22 protein-coding genes are annotated in these 23,096 nt (G+C 62.9%); 18 read left to right on the top strand and 4 right to left on the bottom strand.

What is annotated here, in order from left to right:
• Positions 1-10 precede the first annotated feature (10 nt).
• The 9 genes from M2267_RS25950 to M2267_RS25910 all read left to right on the top strand — a co-directional run bounded on the left by M2267_RS25950 (position 11) and on the right by M2267_RS25910 (position 8,047).
• The gene (locus M2267_RS25950) at positions 11-1,381 is read left to right on the top strand and encodes a pyruvate dehydrogenase complex E1 component subunit beta (protein ID WP_043618014.1); all 1,371 of its coding nucleotides are present in this window, start codon (positions 11-13) and stop codon (positions 1,379-1,381) included.
• Between the two features lie 15 nt (positions 1,382-1,396).
• The gene (locus tag M2267_RS25945) at positions 1,397-2,728 is read left to right on the top strand and encodes a pyruvate dehydrogenase complex dihydrolipoamide acetyltransferase (RefSeq protein ID WP_429118499.1); all 1,332 of its coding nucleotides are present in this window, start codon (positions 1,397-1,399) and stop codon (positions 2,726-2,728) included.
• 66 nt (positions 2,729-2,794) lie between these two features.
• Positions 2,795-3,436, top strand: a complete 642-nt coding sequence (locus tag M2267_RS25940; RefSeq protein ID WP_429118497.1) for an SGNH/GDSL hydrolase family protein — start codon at positions 2,795-2,797, stop codon at positions 3,434-3,436.
• Positions 3,437-3,438: 2 nt separating this feature from the next.
• The gene (locus M2267_RS25935; RefSeq protein ID WP_429118495.1) at positions 3,439-4,020 is read left to right on the top strand and encodes a GNAT family N-acetyltransferase; all 582 of its coding nucleotides are present in this window, start codon (positions 3,439-3,441) and stop codon (positions 4,018-4,020) included.
• An 18-nt stretch (positions 4,021-4,038) separates the two neighbouring features.
• Positions 4,039-5,484: a dihydrolipoyl dehydrogenase gene (gene lpdA / locus M2267_RS25930; RefSeq protein WP_043622043.1), complete on the top strand. Its 1,446-nt coding sequence runs from the start codon at positions 4,039-4,041 to the stop codon at positions 5,482-5,484.
• Between the two features lie 74 nt (positions 5,485-5,558).
• Positions 5,559-5,810 carry a GlsB/YeaQ/YmgE family stress response membrane protein gene (locus M2267_RS25925; protein WP_043622045.1) on the top strand — a complete coding sequence of 84 codons (252 nt, stop codon included), beginning with the start codon at positions 5,559-5,561 and terminating at the stop codon, positions 5,808-5,810.
• A 130-nt stretch (positions 5,811-5,940) separates the two neighbouring features.
• The gene (lipA, locus tag M2267_RS25920) at positions 5,941-6,912 is read left to right on the top strand and encodes a lipoyl synthase (protein ID WP_043622048.1); all 972 of its coding nucleotides are present in this window, start codon (positions 5,941-5,943) and stop codon (positions 6,910-6,912) included.
• An 85-nt stretch (positions 6,913-6,997) separates the two neighbouring features.
• The gene (locus M2267_RS25915) at positions 6,998-7,588 is read left to right on the top strand and encodes an AAA family ATPase (protein ID WP_429118492.1); all 591 of its coding nucleotides are present in this window, start codon (positions 6,998-7,000) and stop codon (positions 7,586-7,588) included.
• A gap of 9 nt (positions 7,589-7,597) precedes the next feature.
• Entirely contained in the window at positions 7,598-8,047 is a 450-nt protein-coding gene (locus M2267_RS25910; protein ID WP_043622054.1) for a type II toxin-antitoxin system RatA family toxin, read from the top strand.
• Here M2267_RS25910 and M2267_RS25905 read toward each other — a convergent pair.
• Positions 8,035-8,532 (bottom strand): CinA family protein, encoded by a 498-nt coding sequence (locus tag M2267_RS25905; protein WP_429118694.1) that lies wholly within the window; start codon positions 8,530-8,532, stop codon positions 8,035-8,037. The two genes, M2267_RS25910 and M2267_RS25905, sit on opposite strands and share 13 nt — an antisense overlap.
• Complete coding sequence (locus tag M2267_RS25900; protein ID WP_429118691.1) at positions 8,532-9,737, bottom strand: bifunctional 2-C-methyl-D-erythritol 4-phosphate cytidylyltransferase/2-C-methyl-D-erythritol 2,4-cyclodiphosphate synthase; 1,206 nt, start codon at positions 9,735-9,737, stop codon at positions 8,532-8,534. The genes M2267_RS25905 and M2267_RS25900 overlap by 1 nt, the downstream gene beginning before the upstream one ends.
• 148 nt (positions 9,738-9,885) lie before the next feature.
• Here M2267_RS25900 and dusB point away from each other — a divergent pair, with 148 nt between their 5' ends.
• The 9 genes from dusB (at position 9,886) to hflX (ending at position 21,429) form a co-directional block, all read left to right on the top strand.
• The gene (dusB, locus tag M2267_RS25895; RefSeq protein WP_429118489.1) at positions 9,886-10,929 is read left to right on the top strand and encodes a tRNA dihydrouridine synthase DusB; all 1,044 of its coding nucleotides are present in this window, start codon (positions 9,886-9,888) and stop codon (positions 10,927-10,929) included.
• The gene (locus tag M2267_RS25890; RefSeq protein ID WP_429118486.1) at positions 10,926-12,077 is read left to right on the top strand and encodes a two-component system sensor histidine kinase NtrB; all 1,152 of its coding nucleotides are present in this window, start codon (positions 10,926-10,928) and stop codon (positions 12,075-12,077) included. The genes dusB and M2267_RS25890 overlap by 4 nt, the downstream gene beginning before the upstream one ends.
• A complete protein-coding gene (ntrC, locus tag M2267_RS25885) occupies positions 12,074-13,528 on the top strand; it encodes a nitrogen regulation protein NR(I) (RefSeq protein ID WP_034795776.1) in 1,455 nt (484 codons plus the stop codon). Before M2267_RS25890 ends, ntrC begins: the two co-directional genes overlap by 4 nt.
• 221 nt (positions 13,529-13,749) lie before the next feature.
• Entirely contained in the window at positions 13,750-16,020 is a 2,271-nt protein-coding gene (locus tag M2267_RS25880; protein WP_429118483.1) for an ATP-binding protein, read from the top strand.
• Positions 16,010-17,374 carry a two-component system response regulator NtrX gene (gene ntrX, locus M2267_RS25875; protein ID WP_043622069.1) on the top strand — a complete coding sequence of 455 codons (1,365 nt, stop codon included), beginning with the start codon at positions 16,010-16,012 and terminating at the stop codon, positions 17,372-17,374. Before M2267_RS25880 ends, ntrX begins: the two co-directional genes overlap by 11 nt.
• 48 nt (positions 17,375-17,422) lie before the next feature.
• Positions 17,423-18,799 carry a Trk system potassium transporter TrkA gene (gene trkA / locus M2267_RS25870; RefSeq protein ID WP_043622072.1) on the top strand — a complete coding sequence of 459 codons (1,377 nt, stop codon included), beginning with the start codon at positions 17,423-17,425 and terminating at the stop codon, positions 18,797-18,799.
• A gap of 10 nt (positions 18,800-18,809) precedes the next feature.
• Positions 18,810-19,673, top strand: a complete 864-nt coding sequence (locus M2267_RS25865) for a D-amino-acid transaminase (protein ID WP_429118480.1) — start codon at positions 18,810-18,812, stop codon at positions 19,671-19,673.
• Between the two features lie 109 nt (positions 19,674-19,782).
• A complete protein-coding gene (hfq, locus tag M2267_RS25860; RefSeq protein WP_003535434.1) occupies positions 19,783-20,025 on the top strand; it encodes an RNA chaperone Hfq in 243 nt (80 codons plus the stop codon).
• A 78-nt stretch (positions 20,026-20,103) separates the two neighbouring features.
• Positions 20,104-21,429, top strand: a complete 1,326-nt coding sequence (gene hflX, locus M2267_RS25855) for a GTPase HflX (protein WP_043622194.1) — start codon at positions 20,104-20,106, stop codon at positions 21,427-21,429.
• A gap of 80 nt (positions 21,430-21,509) precedes the next feature.
• Here the strand turns inward: hflX and mazG are convergent, their stop codons facing one another.
• Both mazG and M2267_RS25845 read right to left on the bottom strand, forming a co-directional pair.
• Positions 21,510-22,343: a nucleoside triphosphate pyrophosphohydrolase gene (mazG, locus tag M2267_RS25850; RefSeq protein WP_429118472.1), complete on the bottom strand. Its 834-nt coding sequence runs from the start codon at positions 22,341-22,343 to the stop codon at positions 21,510-21,512.
• 5 nt (positions 22,344-22,348) lie between these two features.
• Positions 22,349-22,936 carry a deaminase gene (locus tag M2267_RS25845; protein ID WP_429118471.1) on the bottom strand — a complete coding sequence of 196 codons (588 nt, stop codon included), beginning with the start codon at positions 22,934-22,936 and terminating at the stop codon, positions 22,349-22,351.
• Between the last annotated feature and the right edge of the window lie 160 nt (positions 22,937-23,096).

Raw genomic sequence — 23,096 nt, 5'->3', positions numbered from 1 at the left:
AGGGACAAACATGCCAGTAGAAATTCTTATGCCTGCCCTTTCCCCGACCATGGAGGAAGGCACGCTCTCGAAATGGCTGAAAAACGAAGGCGACAAGGTCACTTCCGGTGACGTCATTGCCGAGATCGAGACCGACAAGGCGACGATGGAAGTCGAAGCTGTTGACGAAGGCACGATCGGCAAGCTCCTGATCGCTGCCGGCACCGAAGGCGTCAAGGTCAACACCCCGATCGCGGTGCTGCTGCAGGACGGCGAAGGCGCAGGCGATATCGCCGCTCCGAAGGCCGAAGCGCCGAAGGCAGCTGCTGCCGAAGCGCCGGCCGCTTCCGCGCCGGCTCCGGTTGCAGCCCAGCCGAAGGTCGAAGTTGCCGCTGATCCGGCGATCCCGGCCGGCACCGAAATGGTCACCATGACCGTTCGTGAAGCGCTTCGTGACGCCATGGCCGAAGAAATGCGCGCCAGCGACGACGTCTTCGTCATGGGTGAGGAAGTCGCCGAATACCAGGGCGCCTACAAGATCACCCAGGGCCTCTTGCAGGAATTCGGTGCGCGTCGCGTCATCGATACCCCGATCACCGAGCACGGCTTTGCCGGCGTCGGCGTCGGCGCTGCCATGACCGGTCTGCGTCCGATCGTCGAGTTCATGACCTTCAACTTCGCCATGCAGGCGATCGACCAGATCATCAACTCCGCTGCCAAGACGCTCTATATGTCCGGTGGCCAGATGGGCGCGCCGATCGTCTTCCGTGGCCCAAGCGGTGCCGCTGCCCGCGTGGCCGCCCAGCACTCGCAGTGCTACGCCGCCTGGTACAGCCATATCCCGGGTCTGAAAGTCGTCATGCCCTACACGGCTGCCGACGCCAAGGGCCTGCTCAAGGCTGCGATCCGCGATCCGAACCCGGTCATCTTCCTCGAAAACGAAATCCTCTACGGTCACTCCTTCGAAGTGCCGAAACTTGACGATTTCGTTCTGCCGATCGGCAAGGCCCGTATCCACAAGGTCGGCAAGGACGCGACGATCGTCTCCTTCGGCATCGGCATGACCTATGCCGTCAAGGCGGTTGCCGAACTCGAAGCGCAAGGCATCGATGTCGAACTGATCGACCTGCGCACCATCCGTCCGATGGACCTGCCGACGGTCATCGAATCCGTCAAGAAGACCGGCCGCCTCGTCACCGTCGAAGAAGGCTACCCGCAGTCTTCCGTCGGCACCGAGATCGCAACCCGCGTCATGCAGCAGGCCTTCGACTACCTTGACGCCCCGATCCTCACGATCGCCGGCAAGGACGTGCCGATGCCTTACGCCGCGAACCTCGAGAAGCTTGCGCTTCCGAACGTCGCAGAGGTTGTCGATGCGGTGAAAGCCGTTTGCTACAAATAAGGGGAGGGCCCTTCGATGCCTATCAACATCACAATGCCTGCCCTCTCCCCGACGATGGAAGAAGGCAATCTGGCCAAGTGGCTGGTCAAGGAAGGCGATAAGGTCAAGTCCGGCGACGTGATCGCCGAGATCGAGACCGACAAGGCGACGATGGAAGTCGAAGCCGTCGACGAAGGCACTGTTGCCAAGCTCGTCGTCCCCGCCGGCACCGAAGGCGTCAAGGTCAACGCGCTGATCGCCGTTCTCGCCGCCGATGGCGAGGATGTCGCTGCCGCCGCCAAGGGCGGCAACGGCGCGGCAGCACCGGCACCTGCTGCCAAGGCCGAGGCACCGGCAGCGCCGAGCGCTCCGGCTGCGGCTCCTGCCGCTGCGCCGGCTACAGCCCAGCCGGCCAAGGCCGAGGGCGGCGCCCGCGTCTTCTCTTCGCCGCTCGCTCGTCGTCTGGCCAAGGACGCCGGTATCGACCTTTCGACGATCGCCGGTTCGGGTCCGCATGGCCGCGTCATCAAGAAGGACGTCGAAGCTGCCGTCTCCGGCGGCACTGCCAAGGCCACCGCCGCACCGGCCGCCGGCGCTGCTGCTCCTGCAGCCGCTCCGCTCGCCAAGGGCCCGTCGGACGAAGCCGTTCTCAAGCTGTTCGAGCCGGGTTCCTACGAACTCGTGCCGCATGACGGCATGCGCAAGACGATCGCCAAGCGTCTCGTCGAATCCAAGCAGACGATCCCGCACTTCTACGTGTCGGTCGATTGCGAACTCGACGCGCTGCTGGCGCTGCGTGCACAGCTCAATGCCGCTGCTCCCGAGCAGGGCGGCAAGCCGGTCTACAAGCTCTCGGTCAACGACATGGTCATCAAGGCCCTGGCGCTGGCACTGCGCGACGTTCCGAACGCGAACGTTTCCTGGACCGAAAGCAACATGGTCAAGCACAAGCACGCCGACGTCGGTGTTGCCGTGTCGATCCCCGGCGGCCTGATCACCCCGATCGTGCGCCAGGCGGACCTGAAGAGCCTGTCGGCCATCTCCAACGAGATGAAGGACCTCGGTCAGCGCGCCAAGGACCGCAAGCTGAAGCCCGAGGAATACCAGGGCGGTACCACGGCCGTCTCGAACATGGGCATGATGGGCGTCAAGAACTTCGCCGCCGTCGTCAACCCGCCGCACGCCACGATCCTCGCGATCGGTGCCGGCGAGGAGCGCGTCGTCGTGAAGAACAAGCAGATGGTCATCGCCAATGTCATGACCGTCACGCTCTCGACCGACCATCGCGCCGTCGATGGCGCGCTCGGTGCCGAACTGCTCGGTGCCTTCAAGCGCTACATCGAAAACCCGATGGGCATGCTGGTCTGAGTTGGATAAGGACCGGCCTTCGGGCCGGTCCGTTCCTTTTCGCGCAGTCGAAGGCGGGCCCGGACGATGAAAACAGTTCTCTGCTATGGCGACAGTCTGACCTGGGGCTATGATGCTACCGATGGCGGGCGTCATGCGCTTGCCGATCGCTGGCCAAGCGTATTGCAGAATGCGCTGGGACCGGACGTCCAGGTCATTGCCGAAGGGCTGAACGGCCGCACCACCGCCTATGACGATCATCTCGCCGATTGCGACCGCAACGGCGCCAAGGTGCTGCCGACGGTGCTGCACAGCCACGCCCCGCTCGATCTCGTCATTCTGCTGCTCGGCGCCAACGACATGAAGCCGATCATTCACGGGACCGCGTTCGGCGCCGTGCAAGGGATCGAGCGTCTCGTCAGCCTGGTGCGCCGGCACGCTTGGCCCGTCGCTGGCGAAGAAGGCCCGGACATCCTGATCGTATCGCCGCCGCAGCTCTGCGAAACGGCCAATGCCGGGTTTGCCGCCATGTTTGCCGGCGGCATCGAACAGTCGGCGATGCTGGCGCCGCTTTACCGTGACCTCGCCGACGAACTCGATTGCGGCTTCTTCGACGCTGGCTCGGTGGCGGAGACCACGCCGCTCGATGGCGTACATCTCGATGCGGAAAATACGCGAGCGATCGGCCGCGGCCTGGAACCGGTCGTGCGGATGATGCTCGGGGTCTGAGCATGGTGGGGGGCGTCACCATACGTCCGGCGGAAAGACGTGAGGCGGCGGAACTTGCCATCCTCGTCGACATCGCCGCGCATGGCTTCGCCTCCTGGCTTTGGTACGGCGCGGTTCAGCATGGGGTGACGGATACGGCCTTCGAGCGCGGCCGTAACAAGCTGCGCGAGGAGCCTGGGCCGGGGAATTGGCGCGATGCGCTGGTTGCCGAGGTTGATGACGAAGTTGCCGGACTGTCGGTCGGCTATGGGATTGGGCCGGAAGCGGCCGAGATTGTCGCCAGGCACCCGGTTCTCGAGCCCCTGCTGGCGCTGCAACGGCAGATCGTCGGGCACTGGTTCATCGAGAGCCTCGGCGTCTATCGCCATCAGCGCGGTCGCGGGATCGGCAAGGCGCTCTTGGCAAAGGAATTCGAACGCGCCGGATCGGCGCCGGTGAGCCTGATCACCGAAAGCCACAATGTGAGGGCGCAGGCACTATACAGGGCAAACGGCTTCGGCGAGGCAGCGCGCGTCGAAGCGGTTCCGCTCTTTGAGGAAAGCAAGAAACACGACTGGGTGCTCTTCACCCGCAAGGTCGCTTGAGACAAAGGCAGGAAACACATGGCTGAGAATTACGACGTCATCGTCATCGGTTCGGGTCCGGGGGGCTACATCGCCGCCATTCGTGCGGCACAGTTGGGTCTCAAGACCGCGGTCGTCGAGCGCGAGCATCTGGCCGGCATCTGCTCCAACTGGGGCTGCATCCCGACCAAGGCACTGCTGCGCTCCGCTGAGGTTCTTCATTATGCCCAGCATCCGGGCGCCTATGGCATCAAGATCGAAGGCACGGTGACGCCGGATCTGAAGGCGATCGTCGCCCGCTCGCGTGGCATTGCCGAGCGCATGAACGGCGGTGTCGGCTTCCTTATGAAGAAGAACAAGGTCGACGTGATCTGGGGCGAGGCCAAGCTGACGAAGCCGGGCGAGATCGTCGTCGGCAAATCGACGAAGCCCGTCGTTCAGCCACAGGCACCGCTGCCGAAGAACACCAAGGGCGAGGGCACCTACACCGCCAAGCACATCATCATTGCGACCGGCGCCCGTCCGCGCGCGCTGCCGGGCATCGAGCCCGATGGCAAGCTGATCTGGACCTATTTCGAGGCGATGAAGCCCGAGGAAATGCCGAAGTCGCTGCTGGTCATGGGCTCGGGCGCGATCGGCATCGAGTTCGCCTCGTTCTACCGCACCATGGGTGTCGACGTGACGGTCGTTGAAGTCATGCCGAACGTCATGCCGGTCGAAGACGCCGAAATCTCGAACATTGCCAAGAAGCAGTTCGAAAAGCAGGGCATGAAGATCCACCTTCAGGCCAAGGTGACGAAGGTCGAGAAGGCTGCCAACTCGATCACCGCCCATGTCGAGATGAAGGATGGCAAGGTCGAAAAGATCACTGCCGATCGCATGATCTCGGCCGTCGGCGTCCAGGGCAACATCGAGAACCTCGGTCTTGAGACGCTCGGCGTCAAGACCGACCGCGGCTGCATCGTCATCGACGGCTATGGCAAGACCAACGTTCCCGGCGTCTACGCGATCGGCGACGTTGCCGGCCCGCCGATGCTTGCCCACAAGGCCGAGCACGAAGCCGTCATCTGCGTCGAAAAGATCGCCGGCCTGCCGAACGTTCACCCGATGGACAAGCTTAAGATCCCGGGCTGCACCTATTGCCACCCGCAGGTCGCCTCGGTCGGTCTGACGGAAGCCAAGGCCAAGGAACTCGGCCGCGACATCCGCGTCGGCCGCTTCCCGTTTGTTGCCAACGGCAAGGCGATTGCGCTCGGCGAAGACCAGGGCCTGGTCAAGACGATCTTCGATAAGAAGACCGGCGAGCTGCTCGGCGCGCACATGGTCGGCGCTGAAGTCACCGAACTCATCCAGGGCTTCGTCGTCGCGATGAACCTCGAGACGACCGAGGAAGATTTGATGCACACGATCTTCCCGCATCCGACGATCTCGGAGACGATGAAGGAAAGCGTGCTCGACGCCTACGGCCGCGCGCTCAACGCCTAAAGGGTGTAGCGACGGAACTTTTCACGCGGCTTCGGCATTGATTACTGCCTCGTTTTCAATGCACGGAGATAACAATGAGCGTGAACGGCGTCGGTATTCTGGCTGCGATCATCATCGGCGGTTTGGCCGGGTGGCTCGCAGAGAGGTTCATGAACAGCGACATGGGACTGTTCATGAACATACTGCTCGGCATCATCGGCGCGGTGGTGCTGAACTTTATCCTGGCGGCCTTCGGCATGACCTTTGCCGGCTGGGTTGCCTATCTGGTCATCGGCTTCATCGGCGCCTGCCTGTTGATCGCCGTTGGTCGCGCCGTCAAACGATAGCCTGCCGGGCATCTGCGCTTCCGTCGGGCGTGATATGAAGACGGCCTGACATTTGCCATCGGGCCGTCTATATAGAGCGAAAATGGGTCACCCGGCCTGATGCCGGCCCCGCCGCGACGAGGAAGACAGTATGGTAACGGTATTCGATGCCGTCTCTGACCGGGCGCAACGCGTCCGCCACCCGGAAAAGGCGCACAAGCCCGATACGGAAGTGATGCGCAAGCCGGAGTGGATCCGCGTCAAGGCGCCGATGTCCAAGGGCTACCAGGAGACCCGCGAGCTTGTGCGGTCGCACAAGCTCGTGACCGTGTGCGAAGAAGCCGGCTGCCCGAACATCGGTGAGTGCTGGGACAAGAAGCACGCCACCTTCATGATCATGGGCGAGATCTGTACCCGCGCCTGCGCCTTCTGCAACGTCGCGACCGGCAAGCCGAACGCGCTCGACATGGAAGAGCCGGCCAACATTGCCAAGGCCGTCAAGCAGATGGGCCTCAGCCACGTCGTCATCACCTCGGTCGATCGCGACGACCTGGAAGACGGTGGCGCCGAGCATTTCGAGAAGGTGATCTGGGCGATCCGCGAAGCATCGCCTTCGACGACCATCGAAATCCTGACGCCGGACTTCCTGAAGAAGCCGGGCGCGCTGGAGCGTGTCGTTGCCGCCAAGCCCGACGTCTTCAACCACAACATGGAAACGGTTCCCGGCAACTATCTGACGGTCCGTCCGGGCGCGCGCTACTTCCACTCCGTCCGCCTGCTGCAGCGCGTGAAGGAACTGGACCCGACCATGTTCACCAAATCCGGCATCATGGTTGGCCTCGGTGAAGAGCGCAACGAAGTGCTGCAGCTGATGGATGATCTTCGAACCGCTGACGTCGACTTCCTGACGATCGGCCAGTACCTGCAGCCGACCCGCAAGCACCACAAGGTCGAAGCGTTCGTGACGCCCGAGGAGTTCAAGTCCTACGAGACCGTCGCCTACACCAAGGGCTTCCTGATGGTGTCATCGAGCCCGCTGACGCGCTCCTCGCACCACGCCGGCGACGACTTTGCGCGGCTGCGTGCAGCCCGCGAGAAGAAGCTGGCGGCCGTGGCAGGCTGACAGCCTGGCTGATCAAAAGAAACTCCGGCCCCGCGCCGGAGTTTCACATTGGGTTTCATTCTTCCCGAATTTCGCGGGAGTTTCCATGAACCAGCCGTCAAAACCGGCAATCGTCAACTATGTCGACGATGCCGTTGCCGCCGACCGTATTCGCAGTGCCAGGCGTATCCTCGTTGTCGGGTGCTCCGGCGGCGGCAAGTCGACGCTTTCACTGAAGCTCGCCCGTCAGTTCCAGCTAGCTTATATTTCGATCGATCGGGATATCCGCTGGTTGCCGGGTTGGGCTGAACGTGACCGGGCGGAGCAGCGCCAGCGCATTGTCGAGAAGATCGCCGCCGATCGCTGGGTCATGGATGGCACCAGTCCGTCTTCATTCGATATCCGGGTGCCAAGAAGCGACATCGTGATCTGGGTGCGCATGCCGCGGCTTGTCTGCATACGCGGCGTCGTTACCCGCTGGCTGAAACACTTCGGCCGCACCCGTCCTGAGATGGCGCCGGGGTGCATCGAAAAGGTCGATTGGGATTTCCTTCAGTTCATCTGGACGTTCGAGCAGAAATTTACGCCGCACATCGTCGCAGGTCTGGCGAAGCACGGCCCCGACGTGCCGGTTCTGCAGTTGAAATCGCGGCGCCAGATGCGCAGGCTCCTTGATCTTCTCGGTTCTCCCGCTTAACTCCCCTTTATGCCGCATTTCGAAACCAACCACGTCGTCAAGCACACCGCAGACCAGATGTTCGATCTCGTTGCCGACGTCGAGCAGTATCCGCAGTTTCTGCCGCTCTGCGAGGCGCTGAAAGTACGTTCCCGCAAGGAGCGCGACGGCAAGGTGCTGCTGCTTGCCGACATGACCGTCGGTTACAAGGCAATCCGCGAGACCTTCACGACGCAGGTGCTCTTGAACAAGGCCGAGCGCACCATCGATGTGAAGTACATCGATGGGCCGTTCAAATATCTCGACAACCGCTGGCGCTTCGAGCCTTCGGGCGAGGGGCAGTCGGTCGTGCACTTCGATATCGACTACGAGTTCAAGAGCCGCATTCTCGGCGCCCTGATGGGCACTATGTTCGATCGCGCTTTCCGCATGTTCTCCGACGCCTTCGAAAAGCGCGCCGACAGCATCTATTCGGCCTGAGCGATTTCCGTCAGCATGTCGAGCGCGGTGCGCACGGTTGCGAGCCGGATCTTGCTGCGGCCGATATCGCCGTAACGCATTTCCCGATGCAGCAATGCGCCGTTTCGTCCGGATGCCGCAAGGTGCACGAGGCCGACGGGCTTGTCGTCAGAGCCGCCGCCCGGGCCGGCAATGCCGGTGACGGCAACGGCGAAATCGGCTGCCGAATGCGCGACGGCGCCCTGCGCCATCTCGATTGCCGTCTGTCGCGACACCGCGCCATGGGCGATGAGCGTCGCCGCCTCGACGCCGAGCATCGTTACCTTCGCCTCGTTGGAATAGGTGACAACGCCGCGATCGACGACCGCCGATGAGCCGGAGATCTCGGTCAAGGCGCCGGCGATCAGGCCGCCGGTGCAGGATTCGGCGGTCGCGACCTTGAGGCCGCGCGCCGTAAACGCGGCGATGATTTCACCGGCCTTCACTTCGATATCGGCGGGCCACATCACGAAAGGCTCCCATAGACGACGGTCGCCGTGGCGATGGCGGCGATACCTTCGTCGCGGCCGACGAAACCGAGGCGTTCGTTGGTCGTTGCCTTGACTGAGCAGCGCTCGAGCGAAATGCCGAGCATGTCTGCGAGGTTCTCGCGCATCGTCAGCCGATGCGGCCCGACTTTTGGCGCTTCGGCGATCAGGGAAACGTCCGCGTTGGTGATGATGCCGCCGCGCTCGCGCACGATCTTGGCCGCATGCTCCAGGAAAATGCGCGACGCCGCGCCCTTCCATTGCGGGTCGGACGGCGGGAAATGATCGCCGATGTCGCCGGCGCCGCAGGTGGCGAGCAGCGCGTCGGTGAGCGCATGCAGCGCCACGTCGGCATCGGAATGGCCAGAGAGTTTCTTGGTATGCGCAATGAAGACGCCGCAGAGCGTGACGCCGTCGCCCTCGACGAGCTGGTGCACGTCGTAGCCGTTGCCCGTGCGCACATCGGGCAGGGCAATGCGCTTGAGTTTCTCGTCGGCCATGGCGATATCCCTTTTCAGCGTAAGCTTGACATTGTCGACGGCGCCTTCGACGAGCACGACCTTGAGGTCGGCCCATTCGGCGATCGACGCGTCGTCGGTAAAATCCGCGCGGCCACTTCTCGCCGCATCCCGGTGGGCGGCAAGAATGGCGTGGAGATCGAAGGTCTGTGGCGTCTGTGCACCGTAGAGGCCGTCGCGGGGCACGGTTTCCGTGACCATGCCATCCTTGCCGGCACGCTTCAGCGTGTCTGCGACGGCGACCGCCGGCAGGACAGCTCTGACGTCTTCACTCAATGCCGCAGCGCAGCGCGACAGCAGCGCGTGATCGGCAAAGGGGCGCACAGCGTCGTGGATCATCACGCGGCGCGCGCCGATATCCGCCAGGGCCTCGAGACCGGCGAGCACCGATATCTGCCGGGTCGCGCCGCCATGGACGATGATCACATCGCTGGCCGCGGAGCGCTTGCGTGCGGCGTCGAACAGCGCCTCGTCGTCCGGATGAATGACGACGACGATCGGGCCTGCGCCCGGCCATGTCGCGAAAGTGTCAAGCGTATGGGCGATAACGGGGCGGTCGCCGATGGTTCGGTACTGCTTCGGACCCTCGGCCGATTGTCCGGCGCGTTCGCCGCGTCCTGCCGCAACGATAACGACGCCGCACTTGAGCTGTTCTTGAGGCTGCATTTTCTGTATGAGGTCCCGCATTCGCCGATCTTCGCCGTGATGTACCGCGAAGGGTCGTGCTTTGCCAGCCGAGCTTAGAATTTTGCGCGCCGCGCCGAAATCGCTTGGCAAGTCCGAGAACAATGTCTAAAAATAGTGCAGGAACAACATGTGCCTGAAAGATATGCATTTGCCAATTCCGGCTCTTTCGTCTCCGCTCCGCATCGGATCCATCGAAATCCGCAACCGGGTTGCGCTCGCGCCGATGTCCGGCGTCACCGACCTTCCATTCCGGCGGCTTGCCTGGCGCTTCGGCGCGGGTTTCGTCGTCACCGAAATGGTGGCGAGCCGTGAGCTGGTCGGCAATGCCCAGGAATCCTGGGCGCGGCTGAAGAACTCCGGGATCAAGCCGCATATCGTCCAGCTTGCAGGCCGCGAGGCCCATTGGATGGCGGAGGCGGCGAAGATCGCCGCCGACAACGGCGCCGACATCATCGACATCAACATGGGCTGCCCGGCAAAGAAAGTGACGGGCGGTTATTCCGGATCGGCGCTGATGCGCGACCCCGATCACGCTTTGTCGCTGGTCGAGGCGACAGTCAACGCCGTCGATGTGCCGGTGACGCTGAAGATGCGGCTCGGCTGGGACGAAAACTCGATCAACGCGCCGCTGATTGCCAGGCGGGCGCAAGAGGCGGGCGTGAAGGCGATCACCGTGCACGGTCGCACGCGCATGCAGTTCTACAACGGCAAGGCGGATTGGGATGCGATCCGGCTGGTTCGCGAGGTCGTCACCGTGCCACTGGTCGCCAATGGTGATGTGGAGACGGTCGCCGACGCCGAAGAGATCCTTCGCCGATCGGGCGCGGACGCCGTCATGGCCGGCCGTTCCTCCCAGGGACGCCCGTGGCACGTCGGCCTCCTTGCCGGCGCCGTGAAGCATCCTTCGCCGGCGGAGGTCGCCGATATCTTTGCGGAGCACTACGAAATGATGCTCGAATTCTATGGCGTCGAGGTTGGTTTGCGGCACGCGCGCAAGCATGTCGCCTGGTACCTCGATCGCACCGCCCCCGACATGGCGGGAGCTGAGAAGGCAGCAATCCTGACATCGACCGATGCCCGTTTCGTCCGCGACAGGGCCTGCGCGGCGATGCTCGACGCCGCCCCGGGCAAGCCGGAAGGCGAGGCGGTCGCAGAAGGAATTGCCGCATGACCGAGAAACCGAGCATGCCGGATGCCGTCGCCAACGGCCTGTCGATGGCGGTATTGAACGCCATCCAGAACCCGGTGATCATGGTCGATGCCAAGGGCCTCGTCGCCTTTGCCAACTGGGAGGCCGAATCGTTTTTCGGCGCCAGCGCCAACCACCTGGCGCGCCATGACATCAGCGCCTTCATTCCCTTTGGTAGTCCGCTGCTGACCTTGATCGAACAGGTGCGTGAGCGCAAGGCGCCGGTCAACGAGTATCGCGTCGACCTGAGTTCACCGCGCCTTGGGGCCGACAAGCTCGTCGACCTCTATGTCGCCCCTGTCCTGTCCGAGCCGGGTGCGGTCGTCGTCGTCTTCCAGGAGCGCTCGATGGCCGACAAGATCGACCGGCAGCTGACGCATCGCGGCGCTGCCCGTTCGGTGACCGGTCTTGCCTCGATGCTGGCGCACGAAATCAAGAACCCACTCTCGGGCATCCGCGGTGCGGCGCAACTGCTGGAAACCTCCGCCAACGACGAGGATCGCGCGCTGACGCGGTTGATCTGCGACGAGACCGACCGCATCGTTTCGCTGGTCGATCGCATGGAGGTGTTTTCTGACGAACGCCCCGTCGATCGCGTGCCGCTCAACATCCATTCAGTACTCGACCATGTGAAGGCGATCGCAAAGGCGGGGGTTGCCCGTCACATCAAGTTCGCCGAGCACTACGATCCGTCGCTGCCGCCGGTCTATGCCAACCGCGACCAGCTGGTTCAGGTGTTCCTGAACCTGATCAAGAACGCGGCCGAAGCGATCGGCGAACGCCACGACGGTGAAATCCTGCTGACGACCGCCTACCGGCCGGGCATTCGCCTGTCGGTTGCCGGAACGCGCGAGAAGATCTCGCTGCCGCTGGAATTCTGTGTGCACGACAACGGGCCGGGCGTCCCTCAGGACCTGCTGCCGCTCTTGTTTGATCCCTTCATCACCACCAAGACCAACGGTTCCGGCCTGGGTCTCGCTCTGGTTGCCAAGATCATCGGCGGCCATGGCGGGATCGTCGAATGCGACAGCCAGCAGAACCGCACCACCTTCCGCGTGCTGATGCCGGCCTCAAAGGGCCAGGCCGCGGATGACGACGACATGCCGATGACAAAAGGAAACCTTGCATGACCGGTGCCACGATCCTCGTCGCGGATGACGACGCCGCCATTCGCACCGTGCTGAACCAGGCGCTGAGCCGCGCCGGCTACGATGTCCGCATCACCTCCAACGCGGCGACGCTGTGGCGCTGGATTGCGGCGGGCGATGGCGATCTGGTCGTGACCGACGTGGTGATGCCGGACGAAAACGCCTTCGATCTTCTGCCGCGCATCAAGAAGGCGCGTCCCGACCTGCCGGTGCTGGTCATGAGCGCCCAGAACACTTTTATGACGGCGATTAAGGCTTCGGAGAAGGGGGCCTACGACTATCTGCCGAAGCCCTTCGACCTGACTGAACTGATCGGCATCATCGGCCGGGCGCTGTCGGAGCCGAAGCGCCGACCGGCAAAGCTCGACGACGACACCCAGGACGGCATGCCGCTGGTCGGCCGCTCGGCGGCGATGCAGGAAATCTACCGGGTGCTTGCGCGCCTGATGCAGACCGACCTGACGCTGATGATCACCGGCGAGTCCGGCACCGGCAAGGAGCTCGTCGCCCGCGCGCTGCATGATTACGGCAAGCGCCGCAACGGCCCGTTCGTCGCGATCAACATGGCGGCGATCCCGCGCGACCTGATCGAATCGGAGCTTTTCGGCCACGAGAAGGGCGCGTTTACCGGCGCGCAGATGCGCTCGACCGGTCGCTTCGAGCAGGCTGAGGGCGGCACGCTTTTCCTCGACGAGATCGGCGACATGCCGATGGATGCGCAGACGCGCCTCCTGCGCGTGTTGCAGCAGGGGGAATATACGACCGTCGGCGGCCGCACGCCGATCCGCTCCGACGTGCGCATCGTCGCTGCGACCAACAAGGACTTGAAGCAGTCGATCAATCAGGGCCTGTTCCGCGAAGACCTCTATTATCGCCTGAACGTCGTGCCGCTGCGGCTGCCGCCCCTGCGCGACCGTGCCGAGGACATTCCGGACCTCGTGCGCCACTTCGTCCAGCAGGCCGAAAAGGAGGGCTTGGACGTCAAGCGCTTCGACCATGAGGCGCTGGAACTGATGAAGGCGCATCCCTGGCCGGGCAATGTGCGCGAGCTGGAAAACCTGGTACGGCGCCTGACGGCACTTTATCCACAGGACGTCATCAGCCGTGAGATCATCGAAAATGAGCTTCGCTCGGAGATTCCGGACAGCCCGATCGAGAAGGCGGCGGCACGCCCCGGCTCGCTGACGATTTCGCAGGCGGTCGAAGAGAACATGCGCCAGTATTTCGCAAGCTTCGGCGAGGCCTTGCCGCCGGCGGGCCTTTACGACCGGGTGCTGGCGGAAATGGAGTATCCGCTGATCCTTGCGGCACTCACCGCCACCCGCGGCAACCAGATCAAGGCGGCCGATCTGCTCGGCCTCAACCGCAACACGCTGCGCAAGAAGATCCGCGAGCTCGGCGTTTCGGTCTATCGCAGCTCACGCAGCGCTTGACTTGGTCACACCCACCGTTGCATTTTCGCCACAATGCGTTGCTTGAACGGATGACGGCCGCCGAATCGCGCGTCGTTGCCGTCCTGTTCAATCGATTTGACCCAATCGATTGACGGGGGTGCAGCGCGGCAGCCCAGCTGGGTGGTGAGGTCAACCTTTGACCCGAGAATGCAAGCAAGAGATGCCGCCGCCGGCCGGCGACGGTTGGGGGAACGCTTTTCATGGTGGACGCAATGGCCTTGCCGCTGGGCACAGATGAGGGACTGGCGGCGCAGGATCGTCGTGGGTCCTTTGCCCTGCCGGGCCTGATGTTGGCAACCGGCGCGCTGATCTGCGCGACCGTCTCCCTGCTCGTGCTTCTCGGTCTGACGCCCATCAAGCTCGAACGAAATGTCGTCATCGCCTGCGCGGCGATCAACAGCCTCTTCGTCGTCGGCCTCATCTATCTGATTGCCCGTGAAATTCTGCGTCTCCTGCGCGCCCGCCACAAGGGGCGCGCGGCTGCACGCCTGCACGTGCGCATCGTCGCGCTTTTTTCGATCGTCGCGATCACGCCGGCGGTGCTCGTCGCGATCTTTGCCAGCATCACGCTCGATGTCGGCCTCGACCGCTGGTTCTCGCTCCGAACCCAGGCGATCGTCCGTTCCTCGATCAACGTCGCGCAGGCCTATGTGCTCGAAAATGCGAGCTATCTGCAGGGCCAGACCGTGTCGATGGCCAACGACCTCGAACGCAATCGCCAGCTCTACAGCCTCGACCGTACGGGCTTTGCCGAGCTGATGACGCGCCAGGCGCGGGGACGCGGCATGCTGGGCGCCTTTCTTGTGCGCGCCGACGGCAGCCCCATCGTGCAGGCCAGCATCTCGACCGACCGCCCGCTACCGGCCATTCCTCCGGATGCATTGAAGAGCTCCGTCTCCGGCCAGCCGACCCTGATCCCGCCGGGCATCACCAACCTTGTCGGCGCGGTCATCCCGCTTGACGACATTCCCGGCACCTTCCTCTACACGGTTCGCAACGTCGACCCGGAGGTGATGCGCTCGCTCCGGCTGATGGAGGAGAACACCGCCGAGTACAAGATGCTCGAGGCCGGGCGAACCTTCACCCAGATCGCCTTCGGCGTGCTCTATATCGGCTTTGCACTCATCGTATTGCTTGCCGCGATCTGGACCGCGATCGCGGTCGCCGACCGGATTGTTCGGCCCATCCGCCAGCTCATCGGTGCCGCCGACAGCGTTGCCTCCGGTAATCTCGACGTCGTCGTGCCGGTGCGCGCCGTCGATGGTGACGTCGGTAATCTGTCGCGAACTTTCAACAAGATGGTTTCGGAGATCCGCAGCCAGCAGGAGCAGATCCTGGAGGCCAAGGACGAAGTCGACCACCGTCGCCGCTTCATCGAGGCGGTTCTTTCGGGCGTGACTGCGGCCGTCATCGGTGTTGGCCGTGATCGCCAGATCACCATCGCCAATCCGTCGTCCGAAGATTTCCTGAAGAAGGCGGCGCCGGATCTTCTCGGTGCTGACCTGCGGGAGGTTGCGCCGGAGATCGAGGAGGTGCTGGTCGAGGCCGAAGGGCGCCACCGCAACGATTACCGCAAGCAGATCAACGTCATGCGCGGCGGAACCGAGCGCACGCTGAACGTTCAGGTGACGCGGGAAGAGGGCGGCGAGGCGAACGAATCCTACGTCATCACCATCGACGACATCACCGATCTCGTCATCGCCCAACGCTCGACCGCTTGGGCCGACGTGGCGCGCCGCATCGCGCACGAGATCAAGAACCCGCTGACGCCGATCCAGCTTTCGGCCGAGCGCCTGAAGCGGCGCTACGGCAAGCAGATCAATCAGGACGACAAGGCCGTTTTCGATCAGTGCACCGATACGATCGTGCGCCAGGTGGAAGACATCGGCCGCATGGTGGACGAGTTCTCGGCCTTCGCACGCATGCCGAAGCCGACAAAGGAACGGGCGGATCTTCGCGCGATCCTGAAGGATGCAGTGTTCCTGCGCGAAATGGGCAACAACCACATCAACTTCGTGCGCGACTTTGGCGAGGAGCCGCTTGAGGGCCTGTTCGACGAGCGCATGCTCGGCCAGGCCTTCGGCAACATCGTCAAGAATGCCGTCGAATCGATCGAGGCGGTGCCGTCGGACGCGGTCCGCGGCCAGCCTGTTATCGTGGCGCGTGCGCGAAGCGATGCGGCGACAGGCCGGTTCGTCGTCGATATCATCGACAACGGCAAGGGCCTGCCCACGGAAAACCGGCACCGTATTCTGGAGCCATACATGACGATGCGCGAGAAGGGCACGGGCCTGGGTCTCGCCATCGTCAAGAAGATCATCGAGGACCATGGCGGACAATTGGAATTGCACGACGCGCCTGCCGAATACGACGGCGGTGTCGGGGCGATGATCCGCGTGATCCTGCCGCCTGCCGGAGAAACCGGCAGCGAAGAGAGTTTGAAGGATAAGGGTGCGAGCGATGGCCGCTGATATTCTGGTTGTGGACGATGAGGAAGATATCCGCGAGATCGTGTCGGGTATCCTGTCCGACGAGGGGCACGAAACGCGCACCGCCTTCGACAGCGACAGCGCGCTGGCGGCGATCAGCGATCGTGTGCCGCGGCTCGTCTTCCTCGACATCTGGATGCAGGGAAGCCGCCTCGACGGCTTGGCTCTGCTCGACGAGATCAAGGGACGCCACCCGGATCTGCCGGTCGTCATGATTTCCGGCCACGGCAACATCGAAACCGCCGTCAACGCCATCAAGCGTGGCGCCTATGATTTCATCGAGAAGCCGTTCAAGGCGGATCGCCTGATCCTGATCGCCGAGCGGGCTCTGGAGAACTCCAAGCTCAAGCGCGAAGTCTCGGAACTGAAGAAGAAGTCCGGCGACCCGGTCGAACTGATCGGCACGTCCGTTGCGGTCTCCCAGCTTCGCCAGACGGTCGAAAAGGTTGCGCCGACCAACAGCCGCATCATGATCCAGGGTCCTTCGGGTTCCGGCAAGGAACTGGTCGCGCGCATGATCCACCGCAAGTCGACGCGGTCCGCTGGGCCGTTCGTGGCGCTGAACGCAGCGGCGATCACGCCGGACCGGATGGAAATCGCGCTGTTCGGGACCGAAGGCACGCCGGGCCAGCCGCGCCGTACGGGCGCGCTTGAGGAAGCCCATGGCGGCATTCTCTATCTCGACGAAATCGGTGAGATGCCGCGCGAGACGCAGAACAAGATCCTGCGCGTCCTCGTCGACCAGCAGTTCGAGCGTGTCGGCGGCACCAAGCGCGTGAAGGTCGATGTCCGCATCATCTCGTCGACCGCCTACAACCTCGAAAACATGATCTCCGAGGGCCTCTTCCGCGAAGACCTCTTCCATCGGCTGGCCGTCATTCCGGTTCGCGTGCCGGCGTTGGCCGAACGGCGCGAGGATATTCCGTTCCTCGTCGACATGTTCATGCGCCAGGTCAGCGAGCAGGCAGGCATCCGTCCGCGCAAGATCGGCGACGATGCGCTGGCCGTGCTTCAGGCGCATGACTGGCCGGGCAACATCCGTCAGCTTCGCAACAACATCGAGCGGCTGATGATCCTTGCGCGCAGCGACGGTCCGGATACGCCGATCTCGGCCGACATGCTGCCGACGGAAGTGGGCGACACGCTGCCGAAGATCTCGGCGCAGGGCGACCAGCACATCATGACGCTGCCGTTGCGCGAGGCTCGCGAAATGTTCGAACGTGATTATCTGATCGCGCAGATCAACCGATTCGGCGGCAACATTTCGCGCACGGCGGAATTTGTCGGCATGGAGCGGTCGGCACTGCATCGGAAGCTGAAGTCGCTGGGTGTATGAACCGGAATTCCCGGCCAACCCGCCCGCGCTCGCATGTGAAAGAACGACATGAAGGTAGTCATTTGTGGCGCGGGGCAGGTCGGCTACGGCATTGCCGAGCGGCTGGCGCAGGAAGACAACGACGTTTCGGTGATAGATACGTCGGCAGCGCTCATCGCCAACATCACCGAGAGCCTCGACGTGCGCGGCTATGTCGGCCATGGGGCACACCCGGACGTTCTGGCCAAGGCAGGTGCCGACCAGGCCGACATGCTGATTGCGGTGACGCTGTCCGACGAAGTCAACATCGTTGCCTGTGAAGTCGCGCACGCGATCTTCAACGTGCCGACGAAAGTCGCGCGCATTCGGGCGCAGAGCTATCTGGCGCCTGAGTACGCAAACCTGTTTTCACGCGAGAACGTGCCGATCGACGTAACCATTTCGCCCGAAGTCGAAGTCGGGCGGCTGGTGCTCAGGCGCATTTCCTTTCCCGGCGCGATCGACGTCGTGCGTTTCGCCGACGACCGCATCGCCATGGTCGCCTTCGAATGCCTGGAGGATTGCCCGGTCGTCGGCACGCCGCTGCAGCAGTTGAGCGAACTGTTTCCCGATTTGCTTGCGACGGTCACCGGTATTTTCCGCAACGGCAAGGTGATCGTGCCGCATTCCGACGACCAGCTGCAGGCGGGCGATATCGCCTATGTCGTCTGCGATCGCGATCATGCGCGGCGCACGCTGGCGCTGTTCGGGCATGAAGAGCAGGAGGCGCGGCGCATCATCATTTTCGGCGGCGGCAATGTCGGATATTTCGTTGCCAAGGCGATCGAGGACCACCAGTCGCGCACGCGGGTGAAGCTGATCGAGAGCGATCGTGACCGCGCGGTGATGATGGCCGACAAGCTGAGCAGCACGGTCGTGCTCAACGGCTCGGCCATGGACCAACGGATCCTCGCGCAGGCCGATGTCCAGGATGCCGATCTCGTGGTGGCGCTGACCAACAACGACCAGATCAACATCCTCGGCAGCATGATGGCGAAGCACCTGGGCGCAAAGTCCACGCTCGTCCTCATCAACGAGCCGTCCTACCAGGATTTCGCTGCGACCGCCGGCGTCGATGCCTATGTGAACCCGCGCGCCGTGACGATCTCGCGCGTGCTTCAGCATGTCCGCAAGGGCCGCATCCGCTCGGTCTATGCGGTGCAGAAGGGCATGGCCGAAGTCATCGAGGCCGAGGCTCTCGAAACGTCGCCGCTCGTCGGCAAGGCCTTGCGCGATCTCGAACTGCCCGACGGTATCCGCATCGGCGCGCTCTATCGCGACAAGACGTTCATCCGTCCTGATGGTGCCACCCGGATCAAGGCGAAGGATCGCGTCGTGCTCTTTGCCACCGCCGATGCGGTGCGCCACGTCGAGCAGCTGTTCCGCGTCAGCATCCAGTATTTCTAAAGGCGAGACGATGTCCCGAATTGCCTATGTCAACGGCGCCTACGTGCCGCACGCAGACGCCGGTGTCCATATCGAGGACCGCGGCTACCAGTTTGCCGACGGCGTCTACGAGGTCTGCGAGGTGCGACATGGCTATATCGTCGACCTCACCCGCCATCTCGACCGCCTCGGTCGATCGCTCAGCGAACTGCGCATCGATTGGCCGATGAACAGGGCGGCGCTCGTCCACGTGATCCGCGAAGTCATCCGGCGCAACCGGGTAAGGAACGGCCTGTTCTACATGCAGGTCACGCGCGGCGTGGCGCGCCGCGATCACGTCTTTCCCGTAGCGGAAACACGCCCGTCGGTCGTGGTAACGGCGAAGCGCACCGACGCCGCAGCCATTGCCAGGAAGGCAACCCATGGCATTGCGGCGATCACGGTACCGGAAAACCGCTGGGATCGTGTCGACATCAAGTCGGTCGGGCTTCTGCCCAACGTGCTGGCGCGCCAGAAGGCCAAGGAGGAAGGCGCACAGGAGGCGATCTTCGTCGATGCCGACGGCACGGTGAAGGAAGGCGCGGCGACCAATGTCTGGATTGTTGATCGCGACGGAAACTTGCGCACACGACCGGCAGAACACGGCATCCTAAAGGGAATCACCCGCACCACATTGATGGATGTGGCGGTGCCGCTTGGGATTAAGATCGAGGAGAGGGCGTTCTCGGTGGAAGAGATGCTCGCGGCGCGCGAAGTTTTCATTACGGCCGCTACCAGCATCTGTTTTCCGGTCGTTTCGATCGACGGCAAGCCGATCGGCAATGGTCATCCAGGAAGCATAGCACAGAATATTCGCGAAGCCTTTTTCGGCGTTGCGGAAAAGACATTGATTTGATACCAACTCTGAAGGGGTGTCGGGGAAGGTACTTGTGGCGCCTCTGATTGTTGAATTTGACAAAAATGCACCGGCGCAAAACGCCGGCAAATAAGAAAGAAGCGGCGCGATGGCGGAACGTTCTCAAAACTTGCAGGATCTCTTTCTCAATACGGTCCGCAAGCAAAAGATTTCCTTGACAATTTTTCTCATCAACGGCGTCAAGCTTACCGGCGTTGTGACCTCGTTCGACAACTTCTGCGTCCTGCTGCGTCGCGATGGCCACTCGCAATTGGTCTACAAGCACGCGATCTCGACCATCATGCCCGGCCAGCCGCTGCAGATGTTCGAGAACGAAGAAGCCGCATCCTGACGGGACGTTAGGCACATTACCAAACGTGATTCAAAGTTGTCGTCGATCATTCCGGAGCTCGAGAAGCTCCGCGACGACATGCGCGCGGTCGTCATCGTTCCGGTCTTGAAAAAGACCGGACGGCAGTCCGCAGATATCCTCTCGACCACCACGACGCGCTCGGACGAAAGTCGCCTCGAAGAGGCGACCGGTCTGGCCATGGCGATCGACCTTGAGGTCGTGCATGGCGCCATCGTTCCGGTGGCGCAGCCGAAGCCCGGCACCTTGCTCGGCACCGGCAAGATCGAAGAGATCGGCCATATCCTCGTCGAGCTCGACGCTGGCCTTGTCATCGTCGACCATCCGCTGACGCCGGTGCAGCAGCGCAATCTCGAGAAGGAATGGAACGCTAAGGTCATCGACCGCACCGGCCTCATTCTCGAGATCTTCGGTCGCCGTGCCTCCACCAAGGAAGGCACGCTGCAGGTCGATCTCGCGCACCTCAATTATCAGAAGGGCCGCCTGGTCCGAAGCTGGACCCACCTTGAGCGCCAGCGCGGCGGTGGCGGCTTCATGGGCGGTCCGGGTGAAACCCAGATCGAAGCGGACCGGCGCTTGCTGCAGGATCGCATCGTCAAGCTTGAGCGCGAGCTGGAGCAGGTGCGCCGCACACGGCAGCTGCATCGCTCCAAGCGCAAGAAGGTGCCGCACCCGATCGTCGCTCTCGTCGGCTACACCAATGCCGGAAAATCGACGCTGTTCAACCGCATGACCGGGGCAGGCGTTCTTGCCGAGGACATGCTGTTTGCGACGCTCGACCCGACGCTTCGGCGGCTGAAGCTGCCGCATGGCCGCATGGTCATCCTCTCCGACACTGTCGGCTTCATTTCCGACCTGCCGACGCACCTCGTCGCCGCATTCCGCGCGACCCTTGAAGAGGTGTTGGAGGCGGATCTGATCCTGCACGTGCGTGACCTCTCTGACCCGGACAACCAGGCGCAGGCAAGCGACGTTCTCAGAATCCTTTCCGATCTCGGCATCGACGAGAAGGAAGCCTCCGAGCGCCTGATCGAGGTCTGGAACAAGATCGACCGGCTCGACGACGAATCGCGCGAGGCATTGCGCGGCAAGGCGGCGACGTCCAACAACACGGTGGCCGTTTCGGCGATCACCGGTGACGGTGTCGACGAACTGCTCGCCGAAATCGGCCGCCGTCTTTCCGGTGTCCTGACGGAATGCACGGTCGTTCTCGGCATCGATCAGCTGCAGCTTCTGCCCTGGGTCTACCAGCACGCGATCGTTGATGGTCGTGAAGACCTCGAAGATGGCCGGGTAAGCCTTGATCTCAGGCTGACCGAGAACGAGGCCTCCGAGCTGGAGCGTCGCCTCGGAAACGGGCCAAAGCCGGTCGCGGAAGACTGGTAAGCCATAGCTTTCCCGGGGTCGGCGACTGTCGGCCTCGGTTTTGGGCAAGGGGACGCATGCGAGCACGCGTCCCGCTCGCTCTAGCCCAGTTGCCGTTCGATCGCCTTCGCCGCCTGCCAGAGCTCTTCCATCCGCTCCAGCGTTGCCTCATCCAGCGTCTCGCCGGCAGCACCGAGCTCACGCTCGATATGGGCGAAGCGGCGGCGGAACTTGGTGTTGGTGCCGCGAAGCGCCATTTCCGGATCGGTGCCGACATGGCGGCCGATATTGACGACGGCGAAGATCAGGTCGCCCAGTTCGTCGCTGACCTTGGCGCGGTCCTTTTCACGCAGAGCCTGGCGCAACTCGCCGATTTCTTCCTCGATTTTGTCAAGGATTGGTTCCGGCTCGGACCAGTCGAAGCCGACCTTTGCAGCGCGCTCCTGCAGCTTCAGGGCTTCTACGAGCGCCGGAAATGAGCGCTGCACCGAGCCCAGATGGTTTGCGGCTGCATCAGGCGCGAGGCCACGCTTGGCGCGCTTTTCCTGCCGTTCGACCTTCTCGGCCTGTTTGATTTCATCCCATTGCAGCTTCACCGCCTCGGGCGTATCGGCGTCGGAGCGGGCAAAGACATGCGGATGGCGGCGGATCATCTTGGCGGTGACCGCTTCGACGACGTCGCCAAAGGCGAAGTCGCCGGCTTCCTCCGCCATGCGGGCATGGAAGACCACCTGCAGCAGCAGGTCGCCGAGCTCGTCGCAGAGGTCATGCATATCGCCGCGCTCGATGGCGTCGGCGACCTCATAGGCCTCTTCGATCGTATAGGGCTTGATGGTCTCGAAGGTCTGGACGATGTCCCAGGGGCAACCGGTCTCGGGTTGGCGGAGCGCCGCCATGATGTCGAGCAGGCCCTTTATGTCGCGTGAAGGTTCCATGGATCTCAATTCAGCGGAATGGCGTTTTCGTCCTTGCCCGACTGGTAGCTGTCGGACAGGCTCTGGTATCGGGCGCGGATGCGGGCATCCTGGGCGGCGAGCCGATCGCGGGTTTCAGCGTCGGCATCCCCCGAAAGGGCAGCGATCGAGGCGGAATGCCAGAAGGCGTTGTCCTTCGCGTAGCCACCCGGTTCTAGTCGGAAGACTTCCTTCAGGATCTTCAGGTCGTGCGGGATCGCAAAGGCGTCGCGCGAATCCTCGTGGCTGAAGAAGTAATAGAAATTGTCGAAGCCGGCCCAGGTGATGGCCGAAAGGCACATGGAGCAGGGCTCGTGCGTCGACAGGAAGATGAGATCACGCGTATCCGGCTTTTCCGCCATCTCGTAGAAGCGCTTCAACGTATGGACTTCGCCATGCCAAAGCGGATTTTCCGTCTCGTTGTTGGTTTCGGCCAGCACCAGAGACAGATCGGACTTGCGCAGGATCGCCGCGCCGAAGACCTTGTTGCCGGCGGCGACACCCTTTTCGGTGAGCGGCAGGATATCCTCTTCGATGACGGTCAAAAGCCGTTCGGCGAGTTCTGGTTTTGTCATGTCGCAGGTCTCCGGCAGGTCGTTGACCGCATTTAACGGACGTTGCCCATGCGGCGCAATGGCCGCGCCAAGGTCGGCGATTGAACAGGCTCGGAGATATTTGCTCAAAATGGTGCAGCGCCGAGCAAAACAATACGTGCCTGGAAAGGCATTGAAATTT

The sequence above is a fragment of the Ensifer sp. KUDG1 genome (assembly GCF_050434285.1).
Classification (GTDB): Bacteria; Pseudomonadota; Alphaproteobacteria; order Rhizobiales; family Rhizobiaceae; genus Ensifer.
The sequence above is the reverse complement of the archived record's forward strand: the minus strand, read 5'-3'. Positions and strand labels throughout refer to the sequence as shown.